Origin of the sequence: Streptomyces sp. NPDC060209 (genome assembly GCF_042728155.1) — a bacterium.
Classification (GTDB): domain Bacteria; phylum Actinomycetota; class Actinomycetes; order Streptomycetales; family Streptomycetaceae; genus Streptomyces.
Genome location: NZ_JBHWZS010000098.1, coordinates 1 through 26,800, shown reverse-complemented (window position 1 = coordinate 26,800; position 26,800 = coordinate 1). Strand labels below are relative to the sequence as shown.

The following is a 26,800-nucleotide window of genomic DNA, read 5'->3' as shown; positions in this document are numbered from 1 at the left end:
CTCCCGGGCCCGCTTCCGTCGTGCGAGGTGCGGAGCGCGGCCGACGCGCGTGTGGCCCATGCTCGCCCCGGCAGGGATTCCCCAGTTTCCGATCGGGCAGGTCCCCGTGGTCCACGCTGCCCGTGTTCCGTATTTCGTAGGCGAGTTCGATGCATCTCTGATGTGCTCAGCACCATCGCTCACCTTCGTCCTGGAGACCTGTTGAATACGTCACCGGTGAACCCCGAACCCGGCCACCCGCACCGAATGGACCCGTCCGGTGGCTGTCCGCACGCGGCCAACGCCCGCCTGCTGTCCCAGGGCGCCGTCACCGCGGTGGTCCTGCCCGGTGAGGTGGAGGGCATGGCGGTACTGGGTCATGCCGCTCTCAAGGAGTTCCTGGCGCACCCGGATGTCGCCAAGGACGCGCAGCACTTCGCGGCGCTCCAGGCGGGTGAGATCCCGGATGGCTGGCCCCTGAAGACGTTCGCCACGGTGCAGGGGATGACCACCGCCGACGGGACCGACCACCGACGGCTGCGGGCTCTCGTGAGCAAGGCATTCACCACGCGCCGTGTGGAGGAACTGCGCCCGCGTATCGAGGCGTTGACGGCCTCACTCCTGGATGGTCTCGACCGGGCCGCAACCGCCGGTGACGGTGTCGCCGACCTGCGTACGCACTTCGCGTTGCCCCTGCCCATGGGCGTCATCTGTGAGCTGCTGGGCGTGGACGCCGGACACCACGAGCGGCTGCACGACCTGTCCAACCGCATCGTCGCCACCGACATCGGCCCCGCGGAGGCGATGGCGGCGAACCGGGAGATGGTGGAGGTGCTCAGCACGGTCGCAGCCGCCCGGATGGAGAATCCGGGGGATGACCTGATCAGCGCGCTGATCACGGCCCGGGAGGAGAACGGCGACCGGCTCGGCCCGCAGGAGCTGATCGGCACGCTGATGCTCACGATCATCGCCGGGCACGAGACGACGCTCAATCTGATCACCAACGCCGTACGCGCCCTGTGCACCCATCGGGATCAGCTCGCCCTGGTCCTGTCCGGCGAGGCGAGCTGGGCGGACGTGGTGGAGGAGACGCTGCGCTGGGACAGTCCGGTCAGCTATTTCCCGTTCCGCTACCCGACGCGCGACCTGACACTCGACGGCACCGTGATCCCCAAGGGGACCCCGGTGCTCGCCGGCTACTCCGCGGCGGGCCGCGACACGAAGGCCCACGGCCCCGATGCCGACCGCTTCGACGTCACCCGAGGCGGCGAGACCCGGCACCTCTCGCTCGGCCACGGTGCGCACTACTGCATGGGCGCCCCGCTGGCCCGGATGGAGGGCACTGCCGCGCTCGGGCAGCTGTTCACCCGCTTCCCCGACCTCGATCTCGCCGTTCCGGAGGCCGAACTGCCGCGCCACGCCTCCTTCGTGGGCAACAGTGTGCGGGCGCTTCCGGTCCGCCTGCGGGGCTGAGGCAGAGTTCACGGCAGCCGGGCTCTCCCCCGGCTGCCGGCCACACCGGAGCCGAGGCGGACACGGGCCGTTCCCACCTGACTCGAACCCCACTTGTGCCCACCCGCCGGGCCCGGTGTCATACATCACGGCAGACCCACCTCGCGGATTGACAACGTTGCCTGAACCTCCCAGGTGCGGTGCCGGGCGCCGCCGCCACCGCACCACACGAAGGAGAACGCCGATGCGCTTACGCCCCTCCGCCGCCGCACGACTGTCCCTCGCAGCCGTGAGCGCCGTGGCCCTGTCCCTCGCACAAGTGCCGCAGGCCTCCGCCCAAGGCCCGGGCCCGGGCCCGGGCGGGAAGTGGGCCGCGGCCTGGGGCGCGAGCCAAGTGGTCGGCAGTGAGATCCCCGGCAACAGCTGCCCCGCCGGATCGGGCCTGGAGAACCGGACGGTTCGCAATGTGCTTTTCGTCAGCGCCGGCGGCGACAACGTCCGGATCCGGCTCGCCAACACCTTCGGTACGCGGCCGGTGAGCGTGGACCACGTCACGGTCGCACTCCAGAGGTCCGGGGCCGCGGCTGTGCCGGGCACACTGCGCACCCTGACCTTCGGCGGCCGCGGGGACACCACGGTCGCGGCCGGCCAGGACCTCTTCAGCGACCCCGTGCCGATGCGCGTGCGAGCCCTCTCCAGCCTGCTGGTCAGCGTGCACGTGGACAAGGCCACGGGCCCCGTGACGAACCATCCGTTCACCGCCCAGGGCAACTATGTCGCCGCCGGGGACGCGGCCCTCGACCCCTCAGGCACCCACTACACGGACACTCCCTGCTGGATGCTGGTGAGCGGCGTGGACGTGCGCGGAAGCGCCCGTACGGCCGGCACCGTGGTGACGTTCGGCGACTCCATCACCGACACCGCGAACACCACCGGCAATGCCAACCAGCGCTATCCCGACCACCTCGCCCGCAGGCTGCAGGACCGTACGGGGCGCACCCTGGCGGTGGTGAACGCGGGCCTGGGCGGCAACCGCCTCATCGCCGCGCGGGACGGCGAGCCCTACTACGGTCCGTCGGGGATCTCGCGGGTGGAGCGCGATGCGCTCGGCCAGAGCGGCGTCGAGGCCGTCATCCTCCAGGAAGGCATCAACGACATCGGATTCAACGCTTCCGCCGAGGACATCATCGCCGGGTACCGGACGTTCATCGCGAAGGTCCACGCCAAGGGCGTTCCGGTGTACGGCGGGACGCTGCTGCCCTTCCGCGGATCGTTCGTGTGGACGCCGGAACGCCAGGCCACCTGGACGACGGTCAACGACTGGATCCGGCACTCCGGCGCATTCGACGGAGTGGTCGACTTCGCGGCGGCCACCGCGTCGGCCGCCGACCCACTGGCGCTGGAGCCCGCCTACGACAGCGGGGACGGGCTGCACCCGAACGACGCGGGCACGCGCGCCATGGCCGATGCCGTCGACCTCGGCCTGTTGCTCACCCGGCCCGAGCGGAAGGACTCACCCCGCCACTGAACACAAGGCCGCGTAGATCCGTATCCACTTCTGACGTCGGCTCACCTGACGTCTCGTACCCGATGAAGGGAATGCCGGCATGAGCGCATCGCAGGAGAGCCAGGTCCACTTCGGTCGTCGCACCGTCGTCGCGGTCGGTGCGACGGGGCTGGCCGCCGCTCTCACCGCGTGCGGAGGCGGTTCGAAGGGCTCCGGCGGTTCGGACACGGTCGAACCGGCCGGGGAGGGGGACGGCGCGAACGGCGGCGCGCCCCTCGCCGCAACCGCTGACATCCCGGAGGGCGGAGGAGTGGTCTTCGCCGACGAGGGAGTGGTGGTGACACAGCCGAAAGCCGGTGAGTTCAAGGCCTTCTCGTCGGAGTGCACCCACCAGGGCTGCGCGGTGAAGGGGATCGCCAATGGCGTGATCACCTGCCCGTGTCACAACAGTACGTTCGACGCGACGACCGGCGAGGTGACGGGCGGTCCGGCGACGCTGCCACTGCCGGAGAAGCAGATCCGGGTGGAGGGCGGCTCCATCACCCTGGTGTGAGAGGCCGGACCGGCGGGGCCGTTGCGTGACCGCGGACGAGGATCCATGATTCCGGAACCTGCCGAACCCAGGAAGGGCGTCCCGTGACCGTTGCCCAGCGACGTGGCCGTCGGATCATGATGACCGACGAGGAACGGGACGCCTACCTCACGCAGCAGCGCACCTGCCGGGTGGCCACGGTCTCCCCCGAGGGCATGCCACACGTCGGGGCCCTGTGGTTCGTGTGGGACGGCACCTCCCTCTGGCTCTACTCCCTCACCCGGAGCCTGCGCTGGGCGCAGCTCCGGCGGGTCCCGAAGATCGCCGTGGTGGTGGACGACGGGGTGGAGTACGGCGAGCTGCGCGGCGTGGAACTGTCCGGCGAGGTCTCCTTCGTCGGCGAGGTTCCCCGCGCAGGCGAGGACTGCGCCGAACTGGAGCTTCCGGAGAGACTGTTCGCGGCCAAGTACTTCGGCCTGGACTCCCTGCCGCACGACGAACGGCATGCCTGGCTACGGCTCACGCCGGGGACCGTCAGATCCTGGGACTTCAGGAAGCTGTCCGGGCCCGCTTAGGAGATCGGCGCGTGCAGAGCCCGGCCGGCGGAGCGCAAGGCCTCCACCGCCGCCCTGATCGACGGCCGCCGGTCCGCGTCCGCGCGCCACACCGCGTGGACATGACGCCGCATCGGCTGCCTGACGGGCACCAGGCTCACACCCTCCGGAACCGGCCCCCGCCCCAGCCGGGGCGCCACGCACACGCCGAATCCAGCGGCGATCAGCGCGAGTTGGGTGTGGTGCTCGCCCGCGAGGTGCGCGATTCGGGGCTCGATGCCCTTGGAGCGCAGGGTGAACATCAGCCAGTCGTAACAGAATTCGCCCTCAGGCCAGGACACCCAGTCGTCGTCGGCGAAGTCCTCGATGTCCACCTCGGTCCGGTCCGCGAGGGGATGGCCTGCGGGCATGGCGATGTCCGGCGCGTCGTCGAGGAGTTCGGCCTTCGCCAGGCCTCCGGGCACCGGCAGGCGCTTGTTGCTCCAGTCGAGCACCACGGCGAGATCGGCATCACCCCGGAGCACCGCGCGGATTCCGCTCTCCGGCTCCAGCTCCGTCGTACGCAGCCTGAGCTCGGGGTGCTCCGCGCGCAGCGTGGTGAGGGCGGCGGGGAACAGTCCGCGGGCGGCCGTCGGGAAGGCCGCGAGCCGGACCTCGCCCACCACCTGGCCCCGCTGGGCCTCGATGTCGGACTGCGCGATCTCCACCTGCGAGAGGATCTTCGCGGCGTGGTCCGCGAGCAGCCTGCCGGCGTCGGTGAGGCGGACGCCCCGTCCGTTCTTGGCCAGGAGCTGCTGCCCCACCTCGCGTTCCAGTTTGGCCATCTGCTGGGAGACGGCCGAGGTGGTGACATGGAGGCCGTCGGCTGCCCCGCCCACCGAGCCGTGCCGGGCCAGGGCATCCAGCGTCCGCAGGCGCTCCAGATTCAACATGTAAGCGATGCTACGCCAAGATGCCAACAAAGCCTCACTTGTCCTACGTGATACCGCTCGCCATAGTTGACGCATGAGCGCTCCCGCCGCACCGAGAACCCTGCCTCCGTCCGACGCCTCCCCACCCGGACCTCCGGTGCGGCAGAGGGCCCTGGACTGGCGCATCCGATTCGCGGCACTGTCGCTCATCTGGGGGTTCAGCTTCCTGCTGATCAAGGTCGGCACCGACGGTTACGCCCCCTTCCAGGTGACCTTCGGCAGGCTGCTGTCCGGGACGGCGGTCCTCGCGGTCGCCATGGCGGTGCGCCGCGAGCGACTGCCGCGCAACGGCCGGACCTGGGGGCACCTCTTCGTCGCCGCGTTCTTCCTCAACGCGCTGCCGTTCTCGCTCTTCGCGTACGCGGAGCTGACCATCCCGTCCACCCTCGCCGGGATCTGCAACGCGACCTCGCCCCTGTGGGGCATGGCACTCTCTCTCGTCGCACTCTCCGAGGACCGGCCGACCCGCCGTCGTGTCGCGGGGCTCGGCCTGGGATTCATCGGCGTACTGACGGTGCTGGGTGCCTGGCAGGGGTTCTCGGGGCTGGACGTGACCGGCACGGCGATGGCCCTGCTCGCCTCGCTCAGCTATCCCGTCGGCTGGATCTACGTCCGTCGCACCCTGGCGGGCAGCGACTCCTCCACGCTTGCGCTGACCGGAAGTCAGCTCTTCCTGGGCACCGCGCAACTGGCGATGGTGGTGCCGGTGTTCACCTCGACTCCGGAACACTTCCCATTGCTGCCCACACTCGCCGTGGTGGCTCTGGGCGCGCTGGGAACGGGTCTCGCCGTCCTCCTGCAGTACGGCCTCGTCCAGGAAGTCGGCCCCACGACGGCACAGATGGTCACCTACTTCATCCCCGTGATCGCCACTGCGGCCGGAGTGACCCTGCTCGGTGAGCAGTTGAGCTGGAACACCCCGGTGGGCGCCCTGGTCGTACTCGCGGGCGCCGCACTCACGCAGAGCAGGAGCCGCGGCTCCGCCGGCACGTCCCGTCGCGTCACCGGCACCGAGCCGGTCAGCCGCGGAGCCTCCCGCCGCGTCACCGGTACCGAGCAGGTCAGCCGTAACTGACCGGGCGGGCGGGTGGTGCCGCTGCCGCCACCGCGTCCGCCAGAGGCTCGATGTCCGCGGCGGTCAGCGACGACACGGTCAGGCGCACCCCCTGCGGCGAGGCCATCCGGAACCGCGCTCCCGGCGCCACCGCCCAGCCCGAGTGCAGCAACCTGGCGACCGCCCCGGTCTCGTCGCTCACGGGCACCCATACGTTCATCCCGGTCCGCCCGTACGCCGCGATCCCCCGCTCCTCCAGAGCTCGCACGAGCGCGTCCCTGCGCTCCCCGTAGGAGCGGGCGACCGCCGCCGTGTCGACGGCCCCCGTCGCCCACAGATGCGCGACGGTCCTCTGCAGCAGTCCGCTGACCCAGCCGGGCCCGAGCCGCTGACGCCCCGTCACCCGGTCCACGGTCAGCCCGTCCCCGGTGAGCACGGCGAGCCGCAGATCAGGCCCGTACGCCTTGGAGACGGACCGCACGAAGGCCCAGCGCTCCGTGACCCCCGCGAGGGGACGCACCGGCAGGTCGACGATGGCGTGGCCGTGGTCGTCCTCGATCAGGAGCACGCCGGGGTGCTCCGCGAGGACGGACCGCAGCTCCTCGGCTCTTCGGCTCCCCACCGTCGCGCCGGTCGGATTCTGCGCCCGGTCGGTGACCACCAGGGCCCTGGCCCCCGCCCGCAGGGCTGCCTCCACCTCCCCTGGCAGCGGACCCTCCTCGTCCAGCGCCACCGGGACGACTCGCATACCGAGCGCCGGAACGAGATCCAGCAGGGCGCCCCACCCCGGATCCTCGACCGCCACCGCGTCACCCGGCTTGAGGTGCGCGGTGAGCACACGCTCGATCGCGTCGAGGGACCCGGAAGCGACCGCCACCGGCCCGTCGGGCACGCCGTCGGCGTCCAGTCCGGCCCGCACGAGCTCCGCGAAGCGAGGGTCCACGGCCGCGTCCCCGTAGAGGTGCGGCTCCCTGCCGTACGCCTCCGCAGCCGCCGCCAGCGCCTCCCCGAGGTCCGGCAGCAAGGCGGGGTCGGGATTGCCGTCACCCAGGTCACGCACGCCCGGAGGAGCCTCCACCCGGAGCGAGCCGCGTGCCGTACTCGCCGGTCGTGGCCGCACCCGGCTCCCCCGCCGGCCCGCGGTCTCGATCACTCCGCGCTCACGGAGTGTCCGGTAGGCGGCGGCCACCGTATTCGGATTGACGCCGAGCAGGATCGCCAACTCCCGCATGGGCGGCAGCACATGACCGGGCGCGAGGTCGCCCGAGGCGACACCGCGCTCCACACTCGCGGCAATGTCGGATGCACGCCGCCCACTGATCCGATACTCTCCTAGCACAAACGTTATTATGCACTAGTGCAATGGAGTACGCAATGCCGGACACCGCCACGCCCGACAGCACCGGCCTCCCCGAGGCTGCCGCCTACGAGCCGACGGAGCGCACGGTCCCGAGCCGCGCCAGGCAGCGCGCCTCGTACGACAGGAAGACGGTGCACTCGATACTCGACGCGGCCTACCTGTGCCATCTCGGTTTCGTACGCGACGGCGCACCGGTCGTGCTGCCCACGCTGTTCGGCCGGGTCGACGACCGGCTGTACGTGCACGGCTCGACCGGATCGCGCCCGCTGCGCGCGACCGGCGCGGCGGATCCGGGGCTCGCCGTCTGCCTGACCGTGACGCATGTGGACGGTCTGGTGCTGGCCCGTTCCGCCTTCCACCACTCGATGAACTACCGCTCCGTGGTGGTCCACGGCATCGCCCGGACGGTGACCGACCCGGACGAGCGGCGCGTCGCACTCGACGCCATCGTGGACCAGGTCGTACCGGGCAGGTCGAAGGACTCGCGCCCGGCGGACGCGAAGGAACTCGCCGCGACCGCGGTGATCCGCCTCGACCTCGACGAGGTGTCCGCCAAGATCCGTACGGGCGGCCCGAACGACGACCCGGAGGACCTCTCCCTGCCGCACTGGGCAGGCGTGGTGCCGGTGGTCCGGGGATACGCGACGCCGGTGCCGTCCGGCGACCTGGACCCTGCCGTCCACTTGCCGGACTACCTCTCCGCGCTGCGACCCGACGGCGGCCTGCCGACCGCCCTTTGAACCGCCGGGTCAGGCCACCACGGCTGCCCGGCGGCGCGCGGCCGCAGCGCCGCGCGTCTCGGCGAAGGCCAGCCCCGCCACGGCGGTGAGCAGGAGCAGCGTGCCGGTGACCGTGGCCGCGGTGAGCCGCTCCCGCAGCACGGTCACCGCGATGACCGCGGCGCTCACCGGCTCGAGCAGCGTGATCACGGACACGGTCGCCGAGCGGACCGCGGCGGCGCCCGCGAAGTAGAGCGCGTAGGCGAGTGCGGTCGGCACCGCCGCGACGTGGACGAGCAGCCACAGCACGTGACCCGTCTCGGCTGCGTGCGGCACGAGGCCTTCGGTCGTCGCCATGGGCAGCAGTCCCACGGCTCCGATGCCGAAGGCCCACGCGCTCGTGGAGACGGAGTCGCCCGCCGCACCGTCGCGGCCGAGCCACCGGGTCAGCAGCGTGATCGCCGCGTACCCCGCCGCGGAGAGAACGGCCAGCAGCAGCCCGACGGGCCGCACTTCGGCGGGCTCGCCGCCGAGCACCAGCACGGCGAGGCCGGTGAGCGCGCCGGCCACGGCGACGAGCCCGCCCCTGCCCAACCGCTCCCCCATGGTCAGCCGCGCTCCGACCGCGATGAGGACAGGCCCCGCACCCAGCGTGACCACGGTGCCGACGACGAGACAGACCAGGCTCCGCCCGACGGGCAGGCCGGGAACAGGGTGGGACACGCGACTCTCCAGAAGAAGGGGGTGGTGGTCGCTCGGCTCCGCGCGCGGGCAGCGACGAACCGCTCGGGGCGTACCCGAGCCCGGTCTTCGTCCGGAGTGGCCGCCTCGCGCTAGGCGGCGGGAGGCGGAAGTACGGTCTGCGACATGATCGGCAACCTAGGACGAGGCCGGAGGCCGGGACAACTCGGTTTCGCTACCGGCCGGTTCGTCGGCTCCCGTCGCCCCTGCGGCCGGCGCGCCCGGGCCGGACGCCACGGGCGCCGAGGGCGGCTTGGGCGCGGACGACTGTGCGATGAAGGCGCCGATCAGCACGACCCCGCCGCCCACGAGCTGTGGTGCGGAGAGGTGCTCACCCAGGAGCACCCAGGCGAGCACGGTCGCGACGACCGCCTCGAGGCAGGCGACGACACCCGCGACCTGGGGCGAGAGGAGCCGTACCGAGACCACACCGGTGGCGTAGGCGAGCACGGTCGCGAGCAGCACGATCCAGCCGAGCAGCAGCCACGCGGGGACGTCGTGCCCGTTCATGTCGGCGCTCCCGCCCAGGACCGCCCAGTCCATCGCCCAGGGTCCGGCCACCACCGTGAGTACGGCCGCGCCGGCCAGCAGTCCGTACGCGATCACGCCCATGGGGTGCGGAGGTTCGGCGTCCGCAGCGTCCCCGTGGCCGGCGCCCTGGTCGGACAGGACGAAGTAGCCCACCTGGCAGCACGCCGCGCCGAGGGCGAGCAGCAGCCCGACCACGTCGAAGCTCAGCCCGGCCCATACCTCGACGACGCAGGCGAGTCCGCCGACCGCCAGCACCACACCGGCAGCGGCTGCGCGGGTGACGGGCCTTCGCTGTACGAAGCGCACCCAGCCGAGGACTAGTGCGGGCGCCAGATACTCGACGAGGAGGGCGACGCCGACCGGGATGCGCGAGATCGAGGCGAAGTAGAAGGCCTGCACCCCGGCAACGGCGAACAGCCCGAAACCGGCCAGCAGTACGGGCCGCTCCCGCACCAGATTCCGGTGCCGCCAGGCAACCGGCAGCATGACGAGGGCGGCTCCGGCCACCCGGAGCCACACCACGTGCAGCGGGTCGAGCCCCGCCTCGATCAGCGGCTTGGCCGCAACCCCTGAACCGCCGAATGCGAAGGCCGAGGCAAGGGCCAGGCCCAGACCGGCACTTCTCCCCTGAGACGCGTGCATCGGCACATCATGGCAGCAGGCGTCAGCAGCGTCACCCCTGTCACACCTGTCCACGGCGTGTTCATGATCACCCCTGCGGGTCCCGCGCGGTCGTCCGGTCCGCCGCACGGACACCCAGCCGCTCGACGACGACCCCGGCCCGGTCCAGCACCTCGACCGCGCGGCATCGCGGATCCGCGACCAGCGCCGCCAGCAGGTCGAGGCCGTCGGCGTGGAGCTCCCCGCGCAGAAGCGCACTGCGGGCGGCTCGGTCCATCGCCGCTGCAGCCGAGGGCGACCACCCCTCACCCACGGGTTCCGGCACGGCCGGGAACCCGCCCGAGTCCTCCTGCGTCCCCTGCCAGCGGAGGCCGTACCCGATACTGCGCTGCACGAGATATCCGAGCACCCTGGCCAGCTGCGGCCCGCCGTCGAAGACCTCGCGGACCGTGGGGTCGGACTCGACGAGGGAGTGCAGGAGATGCGCCGTATCGACATGACGGTCGCCGTCACGCAGCGCCCGCCTGCGCGCACCGGTCACCACGCCTGCCATCGAGGAGCTCAGCCCGGCACCGGCCCACGGGTGGTTCGGCGGGGCTTGTTCGGGGATCCCTGTCGTCCGGATTTGCACATCTCCACCCCATCAGTCCCGGGGAGCGAAAACATCCCCGGAGCGGCCCATCCGCCATCCCACGGAAGGCGGGGACCGGAGAAGGGTTCCTCATCCTTGCGGATGAGACAGCCGCGTCACGGACAGCACGGCGGCGCGCACGGCGGACAGAAGAAGGGCCCCACGAGGGGGCCCTTCTCCGCGTGCGTGCACCGCACGCCTCAGTGCTCGTCGGCGAGGATCAGGTACAGCTTCTTACGGGCATCGTTGATCACCGTGAGGGCCTTCTGCCGCTGGTCGGCCGAGCCGGTCTTCCAGACCTGGCCGAACGCCTCCATCAGGCCGAAGCCGGCCTGCCGGATCTCGTTCACGCCCTCCCAGTCGACACCGCGTCCCGCCTCTTCCCAGGGGGCGTCGGGACCGGACTCGGCCTCGCTGCGACCCAGGTCGGTGAGGGTGAACAGCTTCTTGCCGCCCTCGCTGGCGCTGACGATCAGGCCCTCGTCCTCCAGCAGCTGGAGGGTGGGGTACACCGAGCCGGGGCTGGGCTTCCAGGCCCCTCCGCTCCGCTCGCCGATCTCCTGGATCATCTCGTAGCCGTGCATCGAGCGGTCCGTGAGCAGCGCGAGGATCGACGCGCGCACGTCACCGCGCCTGGCCCTCCCCCGGCCGCCTCCCCTGCCGCGTCCGCCGCCGAAAGGCCCGCCGCCGAAGGGCGGTCCGAACGGGCCGAATGCGGCACGGCCGCCTTCGAAGTCTCCCCTGTCGGCACCTCGGCGCCCGGGGCCACATCCGTGGTCGTTTCCATGTGAACGCATGACTGCGCCCCTCTCTTCATCGTCGTTACGCGACCCTTCGTCGAACTGTCGCGATGCCTCAACGATATATCGGAAACTATCGCCTGACAAGGCCCTCCCGCCTGCGGGGCGAAGGTTGACCATTTGGCCGTCTGTGCCGGACAAGGCTGATCGTCACGTGTTGTTGCCCCGCGGATCGCTGACCGGCCTCGGTGAAGGCTGGTCGCCTCAGCCGGCACCGTCACTCAGCGCCAAGCGTCTTGGGCTGTTGTAGGTGGCCGGTCCGGAGTCCCCGCTCGCGGTCGGTCAGCGAGGAGTCGACTGGCCGCGAATGTGACGGTGGGGCACCGCAGTCGGCGGGTGCCTGGCGATGGACCGGGGCCGTCGAACAGAGGCGGAAGCCCATGTCCATCGTGATCACGGCCAGGCCGACCAGGCCCGCAACCGCAAGAAGCGCGCGGGTCCAGCGGTGGCCGGCCACCGAAGTTCGGCCCGGAGGGCTACAAGGCCCGGCACCCGGTCGAGTGCGGCATCAATCGCCTCAAGAGACATCGAGCCGTGGCCACCAGGTACGACGAACTCGCGGTCCGCCACGAGGCCACCGTCCTCGTTGCCGCCATCAACGAGTGGTTGTGACGTACTGGTCCGACGACAACTCGAACACCCGTACTCGCCGACCGCAGGTGGGATTGACGGTCTCACGGACCGGATGCATCCCCAGTTTGGTCATGATCCGTTCGGAGGCGTCGTTGCCCACTTGAGCGATGCTGACGATCCGCTTCAGCCCTCGCTCTTCGAACCCGAACCGCACAGCGGCCGCAGCGGCCTCGGTGGCCAAGCCCTGCCCCCAGTGGGAACGCCCCAGCCGCCAGCCGACCTCAACCGCCGGCAGGACCTCCGGCAGGAAGTCGGGCACCGAAAGGCCGGTGAATCCGGCCAGCTCGCCGGTGGACCGGATCTCGACGGCGAACAGGCCGAAGCCCTGCGACTCCCACTCGCTCTTGCATGCCTGGACCCCGCCGCGGGTCTGCTGTTCGTCACGGACACCGCCGTCACGGATCCACCGCATCACCTCGGGGTCGGCATTGACGGCAGCCATGGGCGCGACGTCTTCCTCGCGCCAGCGACGCAGGATCAGACGGGGAGTCTCGAGCGTGACCACAGCTAGATCTTCATCAGCCTTCCAGGGGGTGGCCATCGGCTCCGTGGAAAGGTCGATGGCGAAGGTCGACGGCGAACGCCACCCGGTCGAGTCCGGGGCCGTCGTAGTCGGGCTTCACGGCTGAGGCCGTGAAGCCGAGTCGGGTGTGAAATGCCCGCGACGCAGTGTTCTCCGGGCTGGTGATGCAGTGCACGTACCGGCGCCCGTGTGACCGAGCGAGCGCGAAGAAGGCCCGGTAGAGGGCACGCCCGACACCCTGCCCGTGCAGCGCCGGGTCGACTCCGACGAAGTGCACATAGGCGGTTTCAGGCTCTGTCTGCGACAGGAAACCGACCAGGAAGGCGGCAACTTCTCCACTGCCGCGTTCGACCAGAAAACTGGTGGTGGTGAAGTGCTGGAAGTACAGCCGGGGCAGAAGCAGCGCACGTTCCGTCGCCCCTGCCTCCCCCTTCAGGCCACCCCACCATGTGTCCAGTACGGCGAGCACGCGGAGGTGGTCTTCGTCGGCAAGGTGTCGGGCCCTCAGACCAGTGGGCAGATCGTCGATCATCCGTGCAGTCTGCCAGCCGCGCTCTTGCAGTTCGGGCAGTTCGGGCAGCGACCACAGGCTCTCCTGTTCCGGGTGGCGGCCGCGGTGGCCGGTGTTGCGGCCTGTGTGGCCGGGAGGAACTCGGCGAAGACCGTGGTGACAGAGCCCGGCATCTTCCCGATGTGGCCCTTCTCGAAGGGCACGCCATCATGGGTCGGCTGGAAGCCGGTCTCCGAGAACGGCGGGAAGCACGGACCGGGAAGCACGGACTAGGGTCGCCCGCATGTCTCAGCCCACCTACCTCGCCGCGGTCCGCGAGTCGTACGACACCGTCGCCGCCGCCTACGCCGAAATCGTCAAGTCCCCTGCGGAGCTGGACCCGTTGTCACGCGCGATGCTGGCCACGTTCGCCGAGGTCGTGCGAACGGCCGGGCTCGGGCCGGTCGCGGACCTGGGATGCGGGCCGGGCAAGGTCACGGCACATCTGGCGGACCTTGGGCTGTCCGCCATCGGCATCGATCTGTCCCCGAAGATGATCGAGCTGGCCAGGCAGGCCCATCCGGGGCTGGGCTTCGCCGTGGGCTCGATGACCGCGCCGCCCGTCCGGGACAACCTGCTCGGCGGTGTACTGGCCTACTACTCGACCCACCACACGCCACCGGAGTCGCTGCCCCTCGTGTTCGCCGGATTCCGCCGCACCCTCGCACCCGGCGGTCACCTGATGATGTCCGGCTACGTGGGAGACGACGAGCTCCTGCGTCCGACGCAGGCGTACGGGGGCCATCCGGTGTCCTACGAGTCCCACCTGGTGACGCCGGACCGGATCGTCGCTCTCCTGGAACAGGCAGGTCTCGTCGTCACCGCGCGTCTGCTGCAGGAGCCCGGCGAAGGAGCGAAGAGGGCGATCGGCACCTTTTTGGCCCGGAAGCCCGAAGAGCTGTGAGCGCACGCGCGTCCCGGCGGAAGCCGCTTGCTGCCACCACCCGTGGAGGGCTAGGACTTCTCCGTGACCTTTTCGTGTGTGCCGCCTGCTCGGGTCTCCTGACCGGAGACGTCCAGCTGTCGGAGTTGCCGACCAGACCTGAATTCGACGGCCGGGTCGGACCCGACGGGTACCGGCGGGCGCCCTCCACCATGGCCCGGGGGTCCTACGCGCTCGACCCCGAGCCCTGGGGCGCCCCGTTCCTGCCCACCGACGGGCCTGTCGCTATGTTTCGGGAGGTCCTTGTGCATCCCCTCCGGACGGAGACGGGTTCCTGATGTCGGGCGGCCCGCGCAACACGATCGTGCTGCATGCCGACGACGCGCCGGAGCTGCGCACCGACCGGGACGGGGACCACTCGGGCTGCTGCGGGCTGCACGGCCAGAACGGGCTGAACCAGCTCTGCCCCTGTGGCACCGCGGTGGGCACGAGGACCAGCGAGTGCTACACCGCCTACGAGCTCCACCTCGATCCCGCGTTCGCTCGGCCCGAAGACCCTGGAGCCGCGCATCCGTAATTGGCCTTGGACCGCTCGGGACGGCGGCGCCTACGGTCGGCTTCATGAAGATCCGCATCGTCGACGCGTTCACCGACCGCCCCTTCGCCGGCAACCCCGCCGGAGTCGTGATCCTGGACTCCGGAGCATTTCCCGAGGCGGATCGCCTCCAGCTCGTCGCCTCCGAGGTCAACCTCTCGGAGACCGCGTTCGCCCACCCTCTGCCGCCGGGCGGTGAGGCCGACTGGGCGCTGCGCTGGTTCACCCCGGCCACCGAGGTCGATCTCTGCGGACACGCGACACTCGCCGCCGCCCATGTCCTGCACTCCACCGGAGTCGCGAGCGGCAGCACGGTGCGCTACGCCACCCGTTCCGGCGTCCTGCGCACCACCGCCCACGACGACGGCACCCTGACGCTGGACTTCCCGACAGCGCCGCTGACGCCCGTACCCGCTCCGCCCGGGCTCACGGACGCACTCGGCGCGACGCCCCTCTCCATCCACGACACGGGCGAGCACGTCGGCGACCTGCTGGTGGAACTGGCCGACGAAGCGGCCGTACGAGCCCTTCGGCCGGACTTCCACGCGCTCGCCGGCTGCTCCCGGCGGGGCGTCATCGCCACGGCGCCGGCCGAGGACCCCTCGAGCGGGTACGACTTCGTCTCGCGCGGCTTCTTCCCCGCGGTCGGCATCGACGAGGATCCGGTGACCGGCAGCGCCCACACCGCCCTGGCGCCCTTCTGGTCGGCAAGGTTCGGCCGTGACGACCTCGTCGGCCTCCAGGCGTCCGCCCGCTCGGGCCTGGTCCGCACCTCGCTGCGCGGCGGGCGCACCCTGCTGACCGGCAGTGCCGTCACGGTGATCGACGGGGAACTGCTCACCGGGCTCTGAGAACGGCGGGAGCGGGCCGCCCGCTCACAAAGTGGGCAGCCAGTCCACCTTTCCCGCGAGCAGCGCGTATCCGACGAACGCCCCGATGTCGAGCAGGGCGTGCGCGACGACCAGCGGCCCGACCCGCCCCCAGCGCCTGTACAGCAGGACGAAGACGACGCCCATGACCATGTTCCCGATGAAGCCGCCGATCCCCTGGTACAGGTGGTAGGAGCCGCGCAGCACGGAGCTCGCCACCAGGGCCGCCATCGGCGTCCATCCCAACTGCCCCAGCCGTCGGAGCAGATAGCCGACGACGATGACCTCCTCCACGAGCGAGTTCTGCACCGCGGAGAGGATCAGTACGGGGAATTTCCACCAGACATCGGGCAGCGACTCCGGAACGACCGTCAGGTTGAACCCCGCGGCGCGCGCCACCAGATAGAACGCCAGCCCCGCGCTGCCGATGCCCGCCGCGACCAGGGTGCCCCGGCCCAGGTCCGGCCCGGGCCGGGTGCGGTCGAGACCGAGGGTCCGCAGACCGGCCCCTTCCCGGAGGAGCAGGTGGGCCACCAGCGCGACCGGCACCAGGGCCGAGGCGATGCCGAACAGCTGCCAGGCCAGGTCCAGCCACGGCCGCCCGGGGGCGTACGACCCGTTCAGCGTCGCCGCCTGGTCCTTGAGCCCCCCAGGTTTCGTCAGCGACCCGATGAAGCTGATCAGGGCGGACACCCCACTGGCCCCGAGCGAGAGAGCCAGCACGAGCAGTGTCTCCGACCGGAGGGTCCGCCGGGACACCTCCTCGTGAAGAATGGTTCCAGCCACGCGCCCCGCCTCCACCTGTACAGCTGCCGTCAGCCATGCGTCGTCATAGCTTGCCCGACGGGGCCGGGGAGGCGGGACACCGGGCGGCCCCCTCCTCAGGGCGCGGGGAAGCCGACGGGCCAGGTGTGCACCGGCTCACCCACCTGCATCAGCTCGCCGTAGCGCCGGGTGGTGGCCGCCAGCGCGCCCTCCCGTTCGAGGCCCGCCTCCAGGGCACGGTGGTACGTGTCGACCTGCCAGGAGGCGCCGTTCACACGGAGCCTGCAGCGCTCCTCGATGACACCGAGGTAGCGGTCGCGGTCGGCGGGTTCGATGTTCCAGGCATCGAGCCCGGCGGCAGCGAGCGGCAGCAGTTCGTCCCGTACGAGCTTGACGGCGGGCACCTTCGCCACGCCGCCGGAGCGGCCGGGGCGCGGCCAGAGCAGCTCGGCGTCGATCCCGTGGCGGCAGGCCGCGTCGAAGTTCTCGGCTGCCGCCTCGAAGGGCAGTCTGGACCACACCGGCCGCGACTCGTCGGCGAGCGCGCGCACCAGCCCGTAGTAGAAGGCGGCATTGGCGATCACATCGACGACCGAGGGGCCTGCGGGCAGGACCCGGTTCTCCACCCTCAGATGGGCGACGCCGTCGGCCAGCCCGTAAACCGGCCGGTTCCACCGGTAGACCGTGCCGTTGTGCAGGACGAGTTCGGCCAGTGACGGCACACCGCCCTCGTCCAGGACCCGCAGCGGGTCCTCGTCGTCACAGATGGGCAGCAGGGGCGGGTAGTAGCGCACGTTCTCCTCGAAGAGCTCGTACGCCGAACTGATCCAGCGCTCCCCGAACCAGGTCCTGGGGCGCACTCCCTGGTTCCGGAGTTCGGGCGGCCGCACATCCGTGGCCTGCTGGAACAGCGGCGGCCTCGACTCGCGCCACAGCTCCTTGCCGAACAGGAAGGGGGAGTTGGCTCCGAGGGCGATCTGTACGGACGCGATGGCCTGCGCCGCGTTCCAGACGTCCGCGAAGCGGTCCGGCGTGACCTGCAGGTGCAACTGGACCGACGTGCACGCGGATTCGGGGGCGATCGAAGCAGAGGTCGAGACCAATCGCTCGACGCCTTCGATATCGAGGACGAATTCCTCGCCGCGCGCGGCCGCCATTTGATCGTTGAGGAGCGTGTAACGGTCGACGTCCGACAGGTTCGCCGAAACGACGTCGTCCCGTCCGAGGGTCGGCAGGATGCCGATCATCACGATCCCGGCGTCGACCTCCGCGGCCTTCCGGTGGGCATATGCAAGCCCCGTACGCAACTCCTCGGCCAGCTGATCGAATACCCGGCCGCTCAGCCGGTGGGGAAGAATATTTACTTCCAGATTGAACATCCCCAGTTCCGTCTGAAAATCCCGGCTGGCGATGCGCTGGAGCACCTCCGCATTCCGCATCCTCGGCATGCCGTCCGAACCCGCGAGATTCAGCTCGATCTCCAGCCCCATGAGATTCCTGGGACGGTCGAACCTCCGCTCCGACAGGAGCCTCTCCAGCCCCGCCAGGCACTGGGTGAGCTTCTCGCGGTACGCCTGCCGATCGGACGGGGCAAAGGCACCCGCCACGATCTTCTCGCCCATCGAAGGGTCCCTCCTCGAGTGGGCGGCCCGCGGCACAGGCCGCTCGTATCACGATCGATAATGCCCCGACGAGATGATCCGTAACGCCCCCACGACCCACGGGCACCCAGTAGTCTGTTGACCGAAGCCGGAGGCACATTCCGAAGGCATGGGGCATATGCAGTTTGCACGGTCGACGTGCACGGCGGAAACGCCGATGAGTTTCAGCCTACCGCCGCAACGGGAAAGTACCTGGCGACGGGGGCCGGGAGCGGCCCGAATCCACAGAAACCGCGCAATTCAAAGGCTCAAATCCACCTTGCGGGCAATACGCGGGACGGCTAGCCGAAACATCGTGTGAACATTTGTCGTATAAACTCTGCGAACGAGGCAGAGAGTTGACGCATCGGCCCGTCCGCCCCGTCACCGGCCTTCCTCTGGCCCCGCACGCCGACAGCGCCGTCTGCACCCGCCCACGCATCACCGTGTCTCCGAAGTGAGAGGCGACCCACTATGCCGCTGCATGTTTCCCCGGCCCCAGCGCCCGCACTGCGCAGCGTTCTCGCGGCACTCGGTTCTCCCACCGCAGTCCGCGAGGCCCATACGCCCGCTCTCCGGTCCGTCCAGGGATCGCTGAGCCCCGAACTCCCGCTTCCCGTCCACGTACTGGACCGGATCGTGCCGAACGAGGCGGCACCGCGCACTCGCCTCGCCGGCTGGCGCTTCCTGATCCGCAGCGGCGAGCGCGCCGTCGCCGCAGCGGACACCATGCTCACTGCCGACGGCTGGACCTTCTCGCACTTCTTCGAGGGCCCTTACATCGTGTCCACCGAACTCGCCGTACGCCAGGCGGAGTCGACGACGACGCACTACCAGCCGCGTCTGCTGTCGGTGCCCGAGCTGTACATGTTCACGCTGTGGCTGCACCACGACATCGAGGCCGACGCCGGCGCCGGCGCACTCGCACCGACGGATGTACTGGTGCCCCTGGCACCCGCTCCTCCGGGAATCACGGCCCACCGCCCGCACCGGGTCGCGGACCTGCTCCCGGTCATGACACTGCGGGTCAGCCCGGCCCCTCTTCCGGACCTTCCCGGCCTTCTCGGGTCGCCCGCCTGACCCTCCTTCCTCACGCGCCCCCACCGAGCCGCTCGGCGGGGGCGCGTCCGTACCCGTCCGGACTAGTCCGGTCAGGTCACCCCGAACCATCCGAACGGACAGTGCAGTTGCGTTGAACCGTCCGGCCGGGTGATGCGTCATGGGAGGAGAACAGCAGCTGCCGCGAAATCCCTGCGGAGAGACGCCCGTAGGGCAACACTGGGACCGGACCGACTTGATACGGGGGCGGCCATGAACACCTCGTCCAGCCGCAGGACACTCGAATCGACGCAGCGAAAGAACCCACTCATGTGCCAGCACCAGCCACCCTGCCCGACCGCTGACTCCAACGACCGTGAAGCCGCACGCCTGATGGCTCACCACCCGGAACAGGGCTGGAGCCTGCTGTGCAACGGCGTCCTGCTCTTCGAGGACACCGGCGAGCTGCTCCCGGACGGGCAGATCATCGCCCCGCACCGACCGCTCAAGAGCGGCCAGGTGATGAAAGCCGCCTGACCGCGGCGGACAGAACACTGGGGCCGGCCCGGAGAAGTCTCCGCACCGGCCCCGACGCGTGTCCGCGTTCCTACTGGTCGTAGGCATCCAGCGGCGGGCAGGAGCAGACCAGGTTGCGGTCGCCGAACGCACCGTCGATCCGGCGCACCGGCGGCCAGTACTTGTCCGAGGGCGTGACGCCGGACGGGAAGACCGCCTCCTCGCGGGTGTAGGCGTGCTTCCACTCCCCACCGAGCGCCGCGGCCGTGTGCGGGGCGTTGCGCAGCGGGTTGTCGTCCGCGCTCCACTCACCCGAGGCGACCTTCTCGATCTCGCCGCGGATGGCGATCATCGTGTCGCAGAAACGGTCGAGCTCGGCAAGGTCCTCGCTCTCCGTCGGTTCGATCATCAGCGTCCCGGCCACCGGGAACGACATGGTCGGCGAGTGGAACCCGTAGTCGATCAGCCGCTTGGCGATGTCGTCGATACTGACGCCGGTCGCCTTGGAGATCGGCCGCAGGTCGACGATGCACTCGTGCGCGACCAGACCGGCCGGGCCGTTGTACAGGACCGGGAAGTGCGGTTCGAGCCGCTTGGCGATGTAGTTGGCCGCGAGTACGGCGACCTGCGTCGCACGCTTCAGACCCTCGCCCCCCATGAGGCGTACGTACGCCCACGAGATCGGCAGGATGCCTGCCGATCCCCACGGAGCGGCCGAGATCGGGCCGACACCGGTCTCCGGGCCCGCCGCGGGCTGGAGGGGGTGGTTGGGGAGATACGGCGCCAGGTGGGCGCGCACCCCGACCGGACCGACGCCCGGGCCGCCGCCGCCGTGCGGGATGCAGAAGGTCTTGTGCAGGTTCAGGTGGGAGACGTCTCCGCCGAAATGGCCCGGCTTGGCGAGACCGACCAGCGCGTTGAGGTTGGCGCCGTCCACGTACACCTGGCCACCGGCGTCGTGCACCTCGCCGCAGATGTCGGCGACGTGCTCCTCGAAGACGCCGTGCGTGGAGGGGTAGGTGATCATGAGGACGGCGAGCTCGTCGCGGTGCTTCGCGATCTTGGCCCGCAGATCCTCTATGTCGACCTCGCCGTCGTCGGCGGTCTTCACCACGACGACCTTCATGCCGGCCATGACGGCGCTCGCGGCGTTGGTGCCGTGCGCGGAGGACGGGATGAGGCAGACGGTGCGCCCGTGATCCCCGTTGGCGCGGTGGTACGCGCGAACGGCCAGCAGCCCCGCGAACTCGCCCTGCGAGCCGGCGTTGGGCTGGATGGAGACGGCGTCGTAGCCGGTGACCTCGGCGAGACGCTCCTCCAGCTCGCGGATGAGGGTGAGGAAGCCCTGTGCCTGCTCGGCCGGCGCGAAGGGATGCAGCGCACCGAACTCGGGCCAGGTGATCGACTCCATCTCGGCGGTCGCGTTGAGCTTCATGGTGCAGGAGCCGAGCGGGATCATGCCGCGGTCCAGCGCGTAGTCACGGTCGGCGAGCTTGCGCAGGTAGCGCAGCATCGCCGTCTCGGAGCGGTGCTGGTGGAAGACCGGGTGGGTGAGGACGGCGTCGGTGCGCAGCAGCCCCTCGGGCAGCGCGTCGGCCGTCTCGGCGTCCAGCGCCTCGATGTCGCCACCGGCACCGAAGGCCGCCCAGACGGCGGCGATCCGGGTCCGGGTGGTGGTCTCGTCACACGCGACGGAGACACGGTCGGCGTCGACGAGGCGCAGATTCACCCCGCGCTCACGCGCGGCGGCGACCACGTCGGACGCCCCGCCCGGCACGCGGACGGTGAGGGTGTCGAAGTACGCGTCGTGCACGACCTCGGTTCCGGCGGCCCGCAGCCCCTCGGCCAGGATGGCGGCGAACCGGTGGGTGCGCCGGGCGATCGTCCGCAGCCCCTCGGGGCCGTGGTAGACGGCGTACATGCCGGCCATGACGGCGAGCAGCACCTGAGCGGTACAGATGTTGCTGGTGGCCTTCTCACGGCGGATGTGCTGCTCGCGGGTCTGCAGTGCCAGACGGTAAGCCCTGTCGCCGTCCGCGTCGACGGAGACACCGACGAGGCGGCCGGGCAGGCTGCGGGCGAACTTCTCGCGTACGGCCATGAAGCCGGCGTGCGGCCCGCCGAAGCCCATCGGGACACCGAAGCGCTGCGTGGTGCCCACAGCGATGTCCGCGCCGAGTTCGCCCGGGGAGGTGAGCAGGGTCAGAGCCAGCAGGTCGGCGGCGACGGACACGATCGCGCCCAGTTCGTGCGCCTGCTCGATGACCGGCTTGATGTCGCGGACGGCACCGGAGGCGCCCGGGTACTGGAGCAGCACACCGAAGACGCCGCGCTCGGCGATCTCCGCCGGGATGCCCTCGGTGAGGTCGGCGACGACGACCTCGACACCGGTCGGCTCGGCGCGGGTCTCGATCACCGCGACGGTCTGCGGCAGCGTGTCGGCGTCGACCAGGAAGACGCCGTCCTTCACCTTGCCGACCCGTCGCGCCAGCGCCATGGCCTCGGCCGCGGCCGTGCCCTCGTCGAGGAGCGAGGCGCCCGAGGTCGGCAGCCCGGTGAGGTCGGCGACCATCGTCTGGAAGTTCAGGAGGGCCTCGAGCCGCCCCTGGGAGATCTCCGGCTGGTACGGCGTGTAGGCCGTGTACCAGGCGGGGTTCTCCATGACGTTGCGCAGGATCACCGGCGGGGTGAACGTGCCGTAGTAGCCGAGACCGATCATCGGTGCGAGCACCTGGTTGCGGTCGGCGAGGCTGCGCAGCTCGGCAAGGACCTCGGCCTCGGTACGCGCCTCGGGGAGGTTCAGCGCCTCGGCACTCTTGATCACGTCGGGCACCGCGGCGGCGGTGAGCTCGTCGAGGGAGCCGTAGCCGACCTGGGCGAGCATCTTCGCCTGTGCCTCGGCATCGGGCCCGATGTGGCGCTGCTCGAAGGGGATGCCCTGCTCCAGCTGGGAGAGCGGAGTGCGACGGGGGGTCATGATGGAGGCCTCCTGGTCTGCCACGACCTGCGAGGGGCGCCACGGCGTGGCTGCCCGAACGGCCTCCCCATCTGTCATCTCGACCTGAGAGCTTCACCGGCACGCCCTGAGGCATACCGGCTTTCACCGTCGGTGAGGGCGGTGTCCGTCGCGGCACGCGCCGTACGGATCCCGCCCTGCTTTCCAGAGTGACCTCGTCCGTGCGGTACGGGGGCCTGAGAGATTCCGGGGAGGAGTTGCTCCTTCGGCGCCCCCGGATCGCTCCGGAGGACTCTCCCGCACAGGGTCAGCAGCCGTGTTCCAGCCTACCAGCGGGGTCGGCGGGCGCCGTCTCGAGTGGCCGACGGCCCGGATGTGGCCTTTCGTAGAGCCTGTGGAGCAGCCGCGACCACCTGATGCAGTTGTGACCAGTGGGAGGCACCGTGCAGACCGACATCGATCCGCGCAGCCTGATCGGCCGCAAGGCCTTCGACCGTCAAGGTGCCAAGATCGGAACGGTGGACGAGGTCTACCTCGACGACGCCACCGGGGTGCCTGAATGGGCCGCCGTACGCACGGGTCTCTTCACCAGGGACGCGTTCGTCCCGCTGGAGCCGAGCGAATTCGTCGACGGCGCCCTGCTGATTCCCTTCGACCGGACCCTGATCAAGGACGCGCCCGACTTCGGCGTGGGCCGCCATCTGTCTCCCGAGCAGGAACTGCAGCTCTACCGCCATTACGGGCTGGACGCCTCTCCCTCCGACGGAGGTCCCGACAGGGACTTCGGCAGGCTGGCGGGCCAGGAGGAGTAGTCCTCCGGGTCCCGCACCAGGGGAAGCGGATCGGCCGGCTGCAGCTCCGGGTCGTCGATGCGGAACGTACGCACCCGGCCGGGCGGCGTCCACGGCTCCTCGAAGCGCACGGTGACACGGCCGACACCGCTCCCCTGCACCCAGCCGTGCCCGTGCACGTCGTGCCGTACGTCGTGTCCGGCCGGCCACCGCCGGGCGGCCAGCCGCTCCTCGCTCTCCCGGGCATCCTCCCCCTCCGCTGTCTCCGCCGCGCCGTCCCGCTCGTCCGGGGCGGCGTCGGCGGCCGCGGACTCCTCGGCGGCGTGCTCCGCGTCGGCGGCCTGCGCGAAGAGATCCTCCTGCGTGAAGTCCGCCAGCCCCGTGACACCGACTCCGAGCAGCCGTACACCGCCGGTCGTGTCCACGGCCTCCAGAAGCCGCGCAGCGGCCTCCCTGACCACCGTGGGGTCGTCGGTGGGGCCGCGCAGGGTCTCGGACCTGGTGAGCGTCGAGAAGTCGTAGCGGCGCACCTTGAGGACGACCGTGCGCCCGGACCGCCCCGCACCTCGCAGCCGCTGTACGCACCGGGCCGCGAGCCGCTCCACCTCCGTCCTGACGCGCACGCGGTCGTGCAGGTCCACGTCGAAGGTGTCCTCCACCGACACGGACTTGGCGTCCCTCTCGGCGACGACGGGACGGTCGTCGTAGCCCCGCGCCATGCGGTTGAGCGCGACGCCGTGCGCCTTGCCCAGGAGCCGCACCAGCTCCGCCTCACCCGCCTCCGCCAGGTGGCTGACGACGGTCATGCCGGCGCGCCGGAGATGGTCGCCGGTGGCCGGCCCCACACCCGGGAGGATGCGCACGGACATGGGGGCCAGGAGCTCACGCTCGGTGCCGGGCTCGATCAGCAGCAGCCCGTCCGGTTTCGCCTCCTCGGAGGCGATCTTGGCCAGCATCTTGGAGCCGGCGAGGCCGACGGAACCACTGAGTCCGGTGACAGCCCTGATCACGGTGCGCAACTGTTCACCGATCGCACGGGCGGACACCGAGTCGTCGGCGACCCCACCGGCTTCCAGATCGACGAACGCCTCGTCCAGACTGAGCGGCTCGACGAGCGGTGACAGCCGTCCGAGCAGTTCCATCACCTGATCGCTCACCGTCCGGTAGAGCGCGAAACGCGGGACGAGATACGCCGCGTTGGGCGCGAGCCGCCTGGCCTGCGCCATCGGCATCGCCGAATGCACGCCCAGGCGCCGTGCCTCGTACGACGCGGTGGCGACCACGCCGCGCATCCCCAGACCGCCCACCACAACCGGCTTGCCACGCAGGCTGGGCTTCGCCGCCTGCTCCGCAGAGGCGTAGAAGGCATCCATGTCCAGATGCAGGATGGTGGGCGCGGCTCTCACATGGACCGATGCTGCCCTACGCCACTGACAACCGCCCCACCCGGCACACGCGTCGCGCCGTCCCGCCCCGGAGGCTCAGCCCGCGCGGTTGCGCCGCCTCGCCAGTTCATCGGCGGGGTTGTGCCCGATCAGGGTCTCCCCGGTGTCGACACGCTCCCCGTGGAGCTGGGACAGCGCCGCGTCGACATCCCGCCAGACCACACCGACGGCGATGCCGAAGACCCCCTGGCCCCCCTGGAGCAGCTTCACGACCTCGTCGGGTGAGGAGCACTCGTAGACCGTCGCCCCGTCGCTCATCAGGGTCATCCGCTCGAGATCCGTGAATCCTCGGGCCCTGAGGTGCTGAACGGTGGTGCGGATGTTCTGCAGAGCGACACCCGTGTCCAGGAAGCGCTTGACGATCTTGAGGAGAACCACGTCCCGGAAACTGTAGAGACGCTGTGTCCCCGACCCGTACGCCGGACGCACGCTCGGCTCCACGAGCCCCGTACGCGCCCAGTAGTCGAGCTGTCGATAGGTGATCCCGGCCGCTGCGCACGCTGTCGGCCCCCGATAGCCGATATCCCCTGCCACTGCCACACCGTCCGCTGCCACCACCGCCGGCTGAACCGGCTGTCTGATGGAGTGGTCGGCCGCACTGCCGTGCTGCCGGTACGGCCCACCCGCAGCCGTACCGTCGCCGCTGCTTCTCACGCCGACCTCCGTCCTTGACCTGCCACCTCGAAGGTAGGCAGTCACCAGGGGTGCGTCAACGATCGCCACACTCGGCACGCCGAGTGATAATCACCCTGAGGGTGGTTTCCCGTGACTGAATACCGGGAACGGCTTGCCGGATGCGCTGACACCGCCCCCGCAGGACGGTCACTGGCTGTTGGTACCGAAGTCCTCCGGCGAGATCTGGTCGAGGAACTCGCGGAACTTCTCCACCTCGTCCTCCTGCTCGTCCGGGATGGCGATACCCGCGTCGTCGAGCACCCCGTCACTGCCGTAGATCGGCGTGCCGGTGCGCAGGGCGAGCGCTATGGCGTCGGACGGACGCGCGCTCACCTCGACCCCGCTGGCAAAGACCAGCTCCGCGTAGAAGACCCCTTCGCGGAGGTCCGTGATGCGGACCTCGGTGAGCTCCTGGCCGACGGCCTCGAGCACATCCTTGAAGAGATCATGGGTCAGCGGCCTGGCCGGAGCCATGCCCTGCTGGGCGAAGGCGATCGCGGTCGCTTCCCCAGGGCCGATCCAAATAGGGAGGTACCGGTCGCCTCCCACTTCACGCAGGAGCACGATCGGTTGGTTGGAGGGCATTTCCACCCGGACACCCACAACGTCGAGCTCGTTCACACAGCAACCCTAGGACGTGCCCGCCATGTTTGGATAGTCGGGCTCCTCCGCCCTCAGTGGAAGCTGACCTTCAGAGCGCTCTGAACGAGGGCCGCGTGGAGCCGGACGGAGAGCTCCGCAAGCTCCTTCGCGGTGGCCTCCGCATGGGCTCTGGTCTGCGGATTCCTGTGTCTGCGCAGTGGCGCGACCACCTGTTCGACCAGCCCGGCCTCACGCTCCGCGGCCGCCTTGACGGCCCGCAGATGCCGAGGCTCCAAACCGAATCTGCCCAGATCCACCACCAACCGCGCCACGGTCACCGCCTCGGCGTCGTAGCTTCCGCCGGAGGCGGGCACGATCAGCCCGTACGACTCCCACTCGTCGAGCTGCTCCTCGGTGGCCTCAGCGGCGGCCATGAGCTCGGAGCGTCCGATACGGGTGGCAGTGGCCTGCCCCAGGCCCTGGTCCCGCAGGGCGTCGACAGGCTCGCCCTGTCCGCCACCGGAGGGCAGGGCCGGCCTCTCGCCTCGGGCCAGGGCCTCCAGGTGCTCACGGATGACCTTGAGCGGCAGGTAGTGGTCCCGCTGCATGCGCAGCACCTGAGCCAGCCGCTCGACGTCGGCAGGGCTGAACTTCCGGTAGCCCGATGGCGTCCGCTGGGGCTCGATGAGCCCCTCCGCCTCCAGGAAGCGGATCTTGGAGATGGTGACTTCGGGAAATTCGTCGCGCAGCTGCAGGAGCACCGTGCCGATGCTCATCGCGCGCTGACCCGCGGAGGGGGGGGGGGGTAACGGCCCCCCGGTGGGGGTTTGGAACGTAGGACCGGGAGGGGGGGGCCCCCCGCGGCGGTCGGGGGGGGGGAAACCCCC

At 70.5% G+C, this 26,800-nt stretch carries 26 protein-coding genes, 1 pseudogene and 1 riboswitch; of the genes and pseudogenes, 12 read left to right on the top strand and 15 right to left on the bottom strand.

Features of this window, described 5'->3' with window-relative positions; genetic code table 11:
* Window positions 1-246 precede the first annotated feature (246 nt).
* The 4 genes from ACFWFI_RS20170 to ACFWFI_RS20155 all read left to right on the top strand — a co-directional run bounded on the left by ACFWFI_RS20170 (window position 247) and on the right by ACFWFI_RS20155 (window position 4,045).
* Window positions 247-1,452 (top strand): cytochrome P450 family protein, encoded by a 1,206-nt coding sequence (locus tag ACFWFI_RS20170; RefSeq protein WP_387391883.1) that lies wholly within the window; start codon window positions 247-249, stop codon window positions 1,450-1,452.
* A gap of 223 nt (window positions 1,453-1,675) precedes the next feature.
* Window positions 1,676-2,959: an SGNH/GDSL hydrolase family protein gene (locus tag ACFWFI_RS20165; RefSeq protein ID WP_387391881.1), complete on the top strand. Its 1,284-nt coding sequence runs from the start codon at window positions 1,676-1,678 to the stop codon at window positions 2,957-2,959.
* A 79-nt stretch (window positions 2,960-3,038) separates the two neighbouring features.
* Window positions 3,039-3,491, top strand: a complete 453-nt coding sequence (locus ACFWFI_RS20160; protein WP_387391878.1) for a Rieske (2Fe-2S) protein — start codon at window positions 3,039-3,041, stop codon at window positions 3,489-3,491.
* An 83-nt stretch (window positions 3,492-3,574) separates the two neighbouring features.
* The gene (locus ACFWFI_RS20155; protein WP_387391875.1) at window positions 3,575-4,045 is read left to right on the top strand and encodes a pyridoxamine 5'-phosphate oxidase family protein; all 471 of its coding nucleotides are present in this window, start codon (window positions 3,575-3,577) and stop codon (window positions 4,043-4,045) included.
* On the opposite strand, the gene ACFWFI_RS20150 is transcribed toward ACFWFI_RS20155, so the two are convergent.
* Complete coding sequence (locus ACFWFI_RS20150; protein ID WP_387391873.1) at window positions 4,042-4,956, bottom strand: LysR family transcriptional regulator; 915 nt, start codon at window positions 4,954-4,956, stop codon at window positions 4,042-4,044. The two genes, ACFWFI_RS20155 and ACFWFI_RS20150, sit on opposite strands and share 4 nt — an antisense overlap.
* A 73-nt stretch (window positions 4,957-5,029) precedes the next feature.
* On the opposite strand from ACFWFI_RS20150, the gene ACFWFI_RS20145 reads away from it, so the two are divergent.
* Complete coding sequence (locus ACFWFI_RS20145; RefSeq protein ID WP_387391871.1) at window positions 5,030-6,070, top strand: DMT family transporter; 1,041 nt, start codon at window positions 5,030-5,032, stop codon at window positions 6,068-6,070.
* On the opposite strand, the gene ACFWFI_RS20140 is transcribed toward ACFWFI_RS20145, so the two are convergent.
* On the bottom strand, window positions 6,057-7,388 hold the full coding sequence (locus tag ACFWFI_RS20140; RefSeq protein WP_387391869.1) for an aminotransferase class I/II-fold pyridoxal phosphate-dependent enzyme: 1,332 nt from the start codon (window positions 7,386-7,388) through the stop codon (window positions 6,057-6,059). The genes ACFWFI_RS20145 and ACFWFI_RS20140 overlap by 14 nt on opposite strands.
* Window positions 7,389-7,423: 35 nt before the next feature.
* Between ACFWFI_RS20140 and ACFWFI_RS20135 the strand changes: the two genes are divergently transcribed.
* Entirely contained in the window at window positions 7,424-8,149 is a 726-nt protein-coding gene (locus ACFWFI_RS20135; protein WP_387391866.1) for a pyridoxamine 5'-phosphate oxidase family protein, read from the top strand.
* 9 nt (window positions 8,150-8,158) lie between these two features.
* On the opposite strand, the pseudogene ACFWFI_RS20130 reads toward ACFWFI_RS20135, so the two are convergent.
* The 6 genes and pseudogenes from ACFWFI_RS20130 to ACFWFI_RS20105 all read right to left on the bottom strand — a co-directional run.
* Window positions 8,159-8,803: pseudogene (locus tag ACFWFI_RS20130) on the bottom strand (DMT family transporter); the annotation flags it as partial.
* Between the two features lie 204 nt (window positions 8,804-9,007).
* A complete protein-coding gene (locus ACFWFI_RS20125; RefSeq protein ID WP_387391864.1) occupies window positions 9,008-10,042 on the bottom strand; it encodes an EamA family transporter in 1,035 nt (344 codons plus the stop codon).
* A gap of 67 nt (window positions 10,043-10,109) precedes the next feature.
* Window positions 10,110-10,652: a Clp protease N-terminal domain-containing protein gene (locus ACFWFI_RS20120; RefSeq protein ID WP_387391862.1), complete on the bottom strand. Its 543-nt coding sequence runs from the start codon at window positions 10,650-10,652 to the stop codon at window positions 10,110-10,112.
* A 200-nt stretch (window positions 10,653-10,852) separates the two neighbouring features.
* The gene (locus ACFWFI_RS20115; RefSeq protein ID WP_387391859.1) at window positions 10,853-11,449 is read right to left on the bottom strand and encodes a PadR family transcriptional regulator; all 597 of its coding nucleotides are present in this window, start codon (window positions 11,447-11,449) and stop codon (window positions 10,853-10,855) included.
* 598 nt (window positions 11,450-12,047) lie between these two features.
* On the bottom strand, window positions 12,048-12,590 hold the full coding sequence (locus ACFWFI_RS20110; protein WP_387391856.1) for a GNAT family N-acetyltransferase: 543 nt from the start codon (window positions 12,588-12,590) through the stop codon (window positions 12,048-12,050).
* Window positions 12,591-12,603: 13 nt separating this feature from the next.
* Complete coding sequence (locus ACFWFI_RS20105) at window positions 12,604-13,140, bottom strand: GNAT family N-acetyltransferase (RefSeq protein WP_387391853.1); 537 nt, start codon at window positions 13,138-13,140, stop codon at window positions 12,604-12,606.
* Between the two features lie 262 nt (window positions 13,141-13,402).
* Here ACFWFI_RS20105 and ACFWFI_RS20100 point away from each other — a divergent pair, with 262 nt between their 5' ends.
* From ACFWFI_RS20100 to ACFWFI_RS20090, 3 genes are all read left to right on the top strand, one after another.
* Complete coding sequence (locus tag ACFWFI_RS20100) at window positions 13,403-14,062, top strand: class I SAM-dependent methyltransferase (RefSeq protein WP_387391851.1); 660 nt, start codon at window positions 13,403-13,405, stop codon at window positions 14,060-14,062.
* A 316-nt stretch (window positions 14,063-14,378) separates the two neighbouring features.
* A complete protein-coding gene (locus ACFWFI_RS20095; RefSeq protein WP_387391849.1) occupies window positions 14,379-14,618 on the top strand; it encodes a hypothetical protein in 240 nt (79 codons plus the stop codon).
* Between the two features lie 44 nt (window positions 14,619-14,662).
* Window positions 14,663-15,487 carry a PhzF family phenazine biosynthesis protein gene (locus ACFWFI_RS20090; RefSeq protein WP_387391847.1) on the top strand — a complete coding sequence of 275 codons (825 nt, stop codon included), beginning with the start codon at window positions 14,663-14,665 and terminating at the stop codon, window positions 15,485-15,487.
* Window positions 15,488-15,511: 24 nt separating this feature from the next.
* Here ACFWFI_RS20090 and ACFWFI_RS20085 read toward each other — a convergent pair whose 3' ends face one another.
* Together ACFWFI_RS20085 and ACFWFI_RS20080 are read right to left on the bottom strand one after the other, a co-directional pair.
* Window positions 15,512-16,291: a CPBP family intramembrane glutamic endopeptidase gene (locus ACFWFI_RS20085; RefSeq protein ID WP_387391844.1), complete on the bottom strand. Its 780-nt coding sequence runs from the start codon at window positions 16,289-16,291 to the stop codon at window positions 15,512-15,514.
* Window positions 16,292-16,386: 95 nt separating this feature from the next.
* Window positions 16,387-17,892: a glutamate-cysteine ligase family protein gene (locus tag ACFWFI_RS20080; RefSeq protein ID WP_387391841.1), complete on the bottom strand. Its 1,506-nt coding sequence runs from the start codon at window positions 17,890-17,892 to the stop codon at window positions 16,387-16,389.
* A gap of 492 nt (window positions 17,893-18,384) precedes the next feature.
* Here ACFWFI_RS20080 and ACFWFI_RS20075 point away from each other — a divergent pair, with 492 nt between their 5' ends.
* A complete protein-coding gene (locus ACFWFI_RS20075) occupies window positions 18,385-18,990 on the top strand; it encodes a hypothetical protein (protein ID WP_387391838.1) in 606 nt (201 codons plus the stop codon).
* Between the two features lie 288 nt (window positions 18,991-19,278).
* A complete protein-coding gene (locus ACFWFI_RS20070) occupies window positions 19,279-19,485 on the top strand; it encodes a DUF5999 family protein (protein ID WP_103759919.1) in 207 nt (68 codons plus the stop codon).
* A 70-nt stretch (window positions 19,486-19,555) separates the two neighbouring features.
* Here the strand turns inward: ACFWFI_RS20070 and gcvP are convergent, their stop codons facing one another.
* The gene (gene gcvP, locus ACFWFI_RS20065; protein ID WP_387391836.1) at window positions 19,556-22,441 is read right to left on the bottom strand and encodes an aminomethyl-transferring glycine dehydrogenase; all 2,886 of its coding nucleotides are present in this window, start codon (window positions 22,439-22,441) and stop codon (window positions 19,556-19,558) included.
* A gap of 193 nt (window positions 22,442-22,634) precedes the next feature.
* Window positions 22,635-22,730: riboswitch (glycine riboswitch) on the bottom strand.
* Window positions 22,731-22,863: 133 nt separating this feature from the next.
* Here gcvP and ACFWFI_RS20060 point away from each other — a divergent pair.
* Entirely contained in the window at window positions 22,864-23,232 is a 369-nt protein-coding gene (locus ACFWFI_RS20060) for a PRC-barrel domain-containing protein (RefSeq protein ID WP_387391834.1), read from the top strand.
* Here ACFWFI_RS20060 and ACFWFI_RS20055 read toward each other — a convergent pair.
* From ACFWFI_RS20055 to ACFWFI_RS20040, 4 genes are all read right to left on the bottom strand, one after another.
* Window positions 23,157-24,617 (bottom strand): DNA polymerase IV, encoded by a 1,461-nt coding sequence (locus ACFWFI_RS20055; protein ID WP_387391831.1) that lies wholly within the window; start codon window positions 24,615-24,617, stop codon window positions 23,157-23,159. The genes ACFWFI_RS20060 and ACFWFI_RS20055 overlap by 76 nt on opposite strands.
* 75 nt (window positions 24,618-24,692) lie before the next feature.
* Window positions 24,693-25,310: a MerR family transcriptional regulator gene (locus ACFWFI_RS20050; protein ID WP_387391829.1), complete on the bottom strand. Its 618-nt coding sequence runs from the start codon at window positions 25,308-25,310 to the stop codon at window positions 24,693-24,695.
* 168 nt (window positions 25,311-25,478) lie between these two features.
* Complete coding sequence (locus tag ACFWFI_RS20045) at window positions 25,479-25,952, bottom strand: bifunctional nuclease family protein (protein ID WP_006123076.1); 474 nt, start codon at window positions 25,950-25,952, stop codon at window positions 25,479-25,481.
* A gap of 53 nt (window positions 25,953-26,005) precedes the next feature.
* The gene (locus ACFWFI_RS20040; protein ID WP_387391827.1) at window positions 26,006-26,689 is read right to left on the bottom strand and encodes a transcriptional regulator FtsR; all 684 of its coding nucleotides are present in this window, start codon (window positions 26,687-26,689) and stop codon (window positions 26,006-26,008) included.
* Window positions 26,690-26,800 lie beyond the last annotated feature (111 nt).

Coding starts and splice junctions, on each gene's coding strand:
- ACFWFI_RS20170 (WP_387391883.1), top strand. CDS start 247: ATGGACCCGTCCGGTGGCTGTCCGCACGCGGCCAACGCCCGCCTGCTG.
- ACFWFI_RS20165 (WP_387391881.1), top strand. CDS start 1,676: ATGCGCTTACGCCCCTCCGCCGCCGCACGACTGTCCCTCGCAGCCGTG.
- ACFWFI_RS20160 (WP_387391878.1), top strand. CDS start 3,039: ATGAGCGCATCGCAGGAGAGCCAGGTCCACTTCGGTCGTCGCACCGTC.
- ACFWFI_RS20150 (WP_387391873.1), bottom strand. CDS start 4,956: ATGTTGAATCTGGAGCGCCTGCGGACGCTGGATGCCCTGGCCCGGCAC.
- ACFWFI_RS20145 (WP_387391871.1), top strand. CDS start 5,030: ATGAGCGCTCCCGCCGCACCGAGAACCCTGCCTCCGTCCGACGCCTCC.
- ACFWFI_RS20135 (WP_387391866.1), top strand. CDS start 7,424: ATGCCGGACACCGCCACGCCCGACAGCACCGGCCTCCCCGAGGCTGCC.
- ACFWFI_RS20125 (WP_387391864.1), bottom strand. CDS start 10,042: ATGCACGCGTCTCAGGGGAGAAGTGCCGGTCTGGGCCTGGCCCTTGCC.
- ACFWFI_RS20115 (WP_387391859.1), bottom strand. CDS start 11,449: ATGCGTTCACATGGAAACGACCACGGATGTGGCCCCGGGCGCCGAGGT.
- ACFWFI_RS20105 (WP_387391853.1), bottom strand. CDS start 13,140: ATGATCGACGATCTGCCCACTGGTCTGAGGGCCCGACACCTTGCCGAC.
- ACFWFI_RS20100 (WP_387391851.1), top strand. CDS start 13,403: ATGTCTCAGCCCACCTACCTCGCCGCGGTCCGCGAGTCGTACGACACC.
- ACFWFI_RS20095 (WP_387391849.1), top strand. CDS start 14,379: ATGTCGGGCGGCCCGCGCAACACGATCGTGCTGCATGCCGACGACGCG.
- ACFWFI_RS20090 (WP_387391847.1), top strand. CDS start 14,663: ATGAAGATCCGCATCGTCGACGCGTTCACCGACCGCCCCTTCGCCGGC.
- ACFWFI_RS20080 (WP_387391841.1), bottom strand. CDS start 17,892: ATGGGCGAGAAGATCGTGGCGGGTGCCTTTGCCCCGTCCGATCGGCAG.
- ACFWFI_RS20075 (WP_387391838.1), top strand. CDS start 18,385: ATGCCGCTGCATGTTTCCCCGGCCCCAGCGCCCGCACTGCGCAGCGTT.
- ACFWFI_RS20070 (WP_103759919.1), top strand. CDS start 19,279: ATGTGCCAGCACCAGCCACCCTGCCCGACCGCTGACTCCAACGACCGT.
- gcvP (WP_387391836.1), bottom strand. CDS start 22,441: ATGACCCCCCGTCGCACTCCGCTCTCCCAGCTGGAGCAGGGCATCCCC.
- ACFWFI_RS20040 (WP_387391827.1), bottom strand. CDS start 26,689: ATGAGCATCGGCACGGTGCTCCTGCAGCTGCGCGACGAATTTCCCGAA.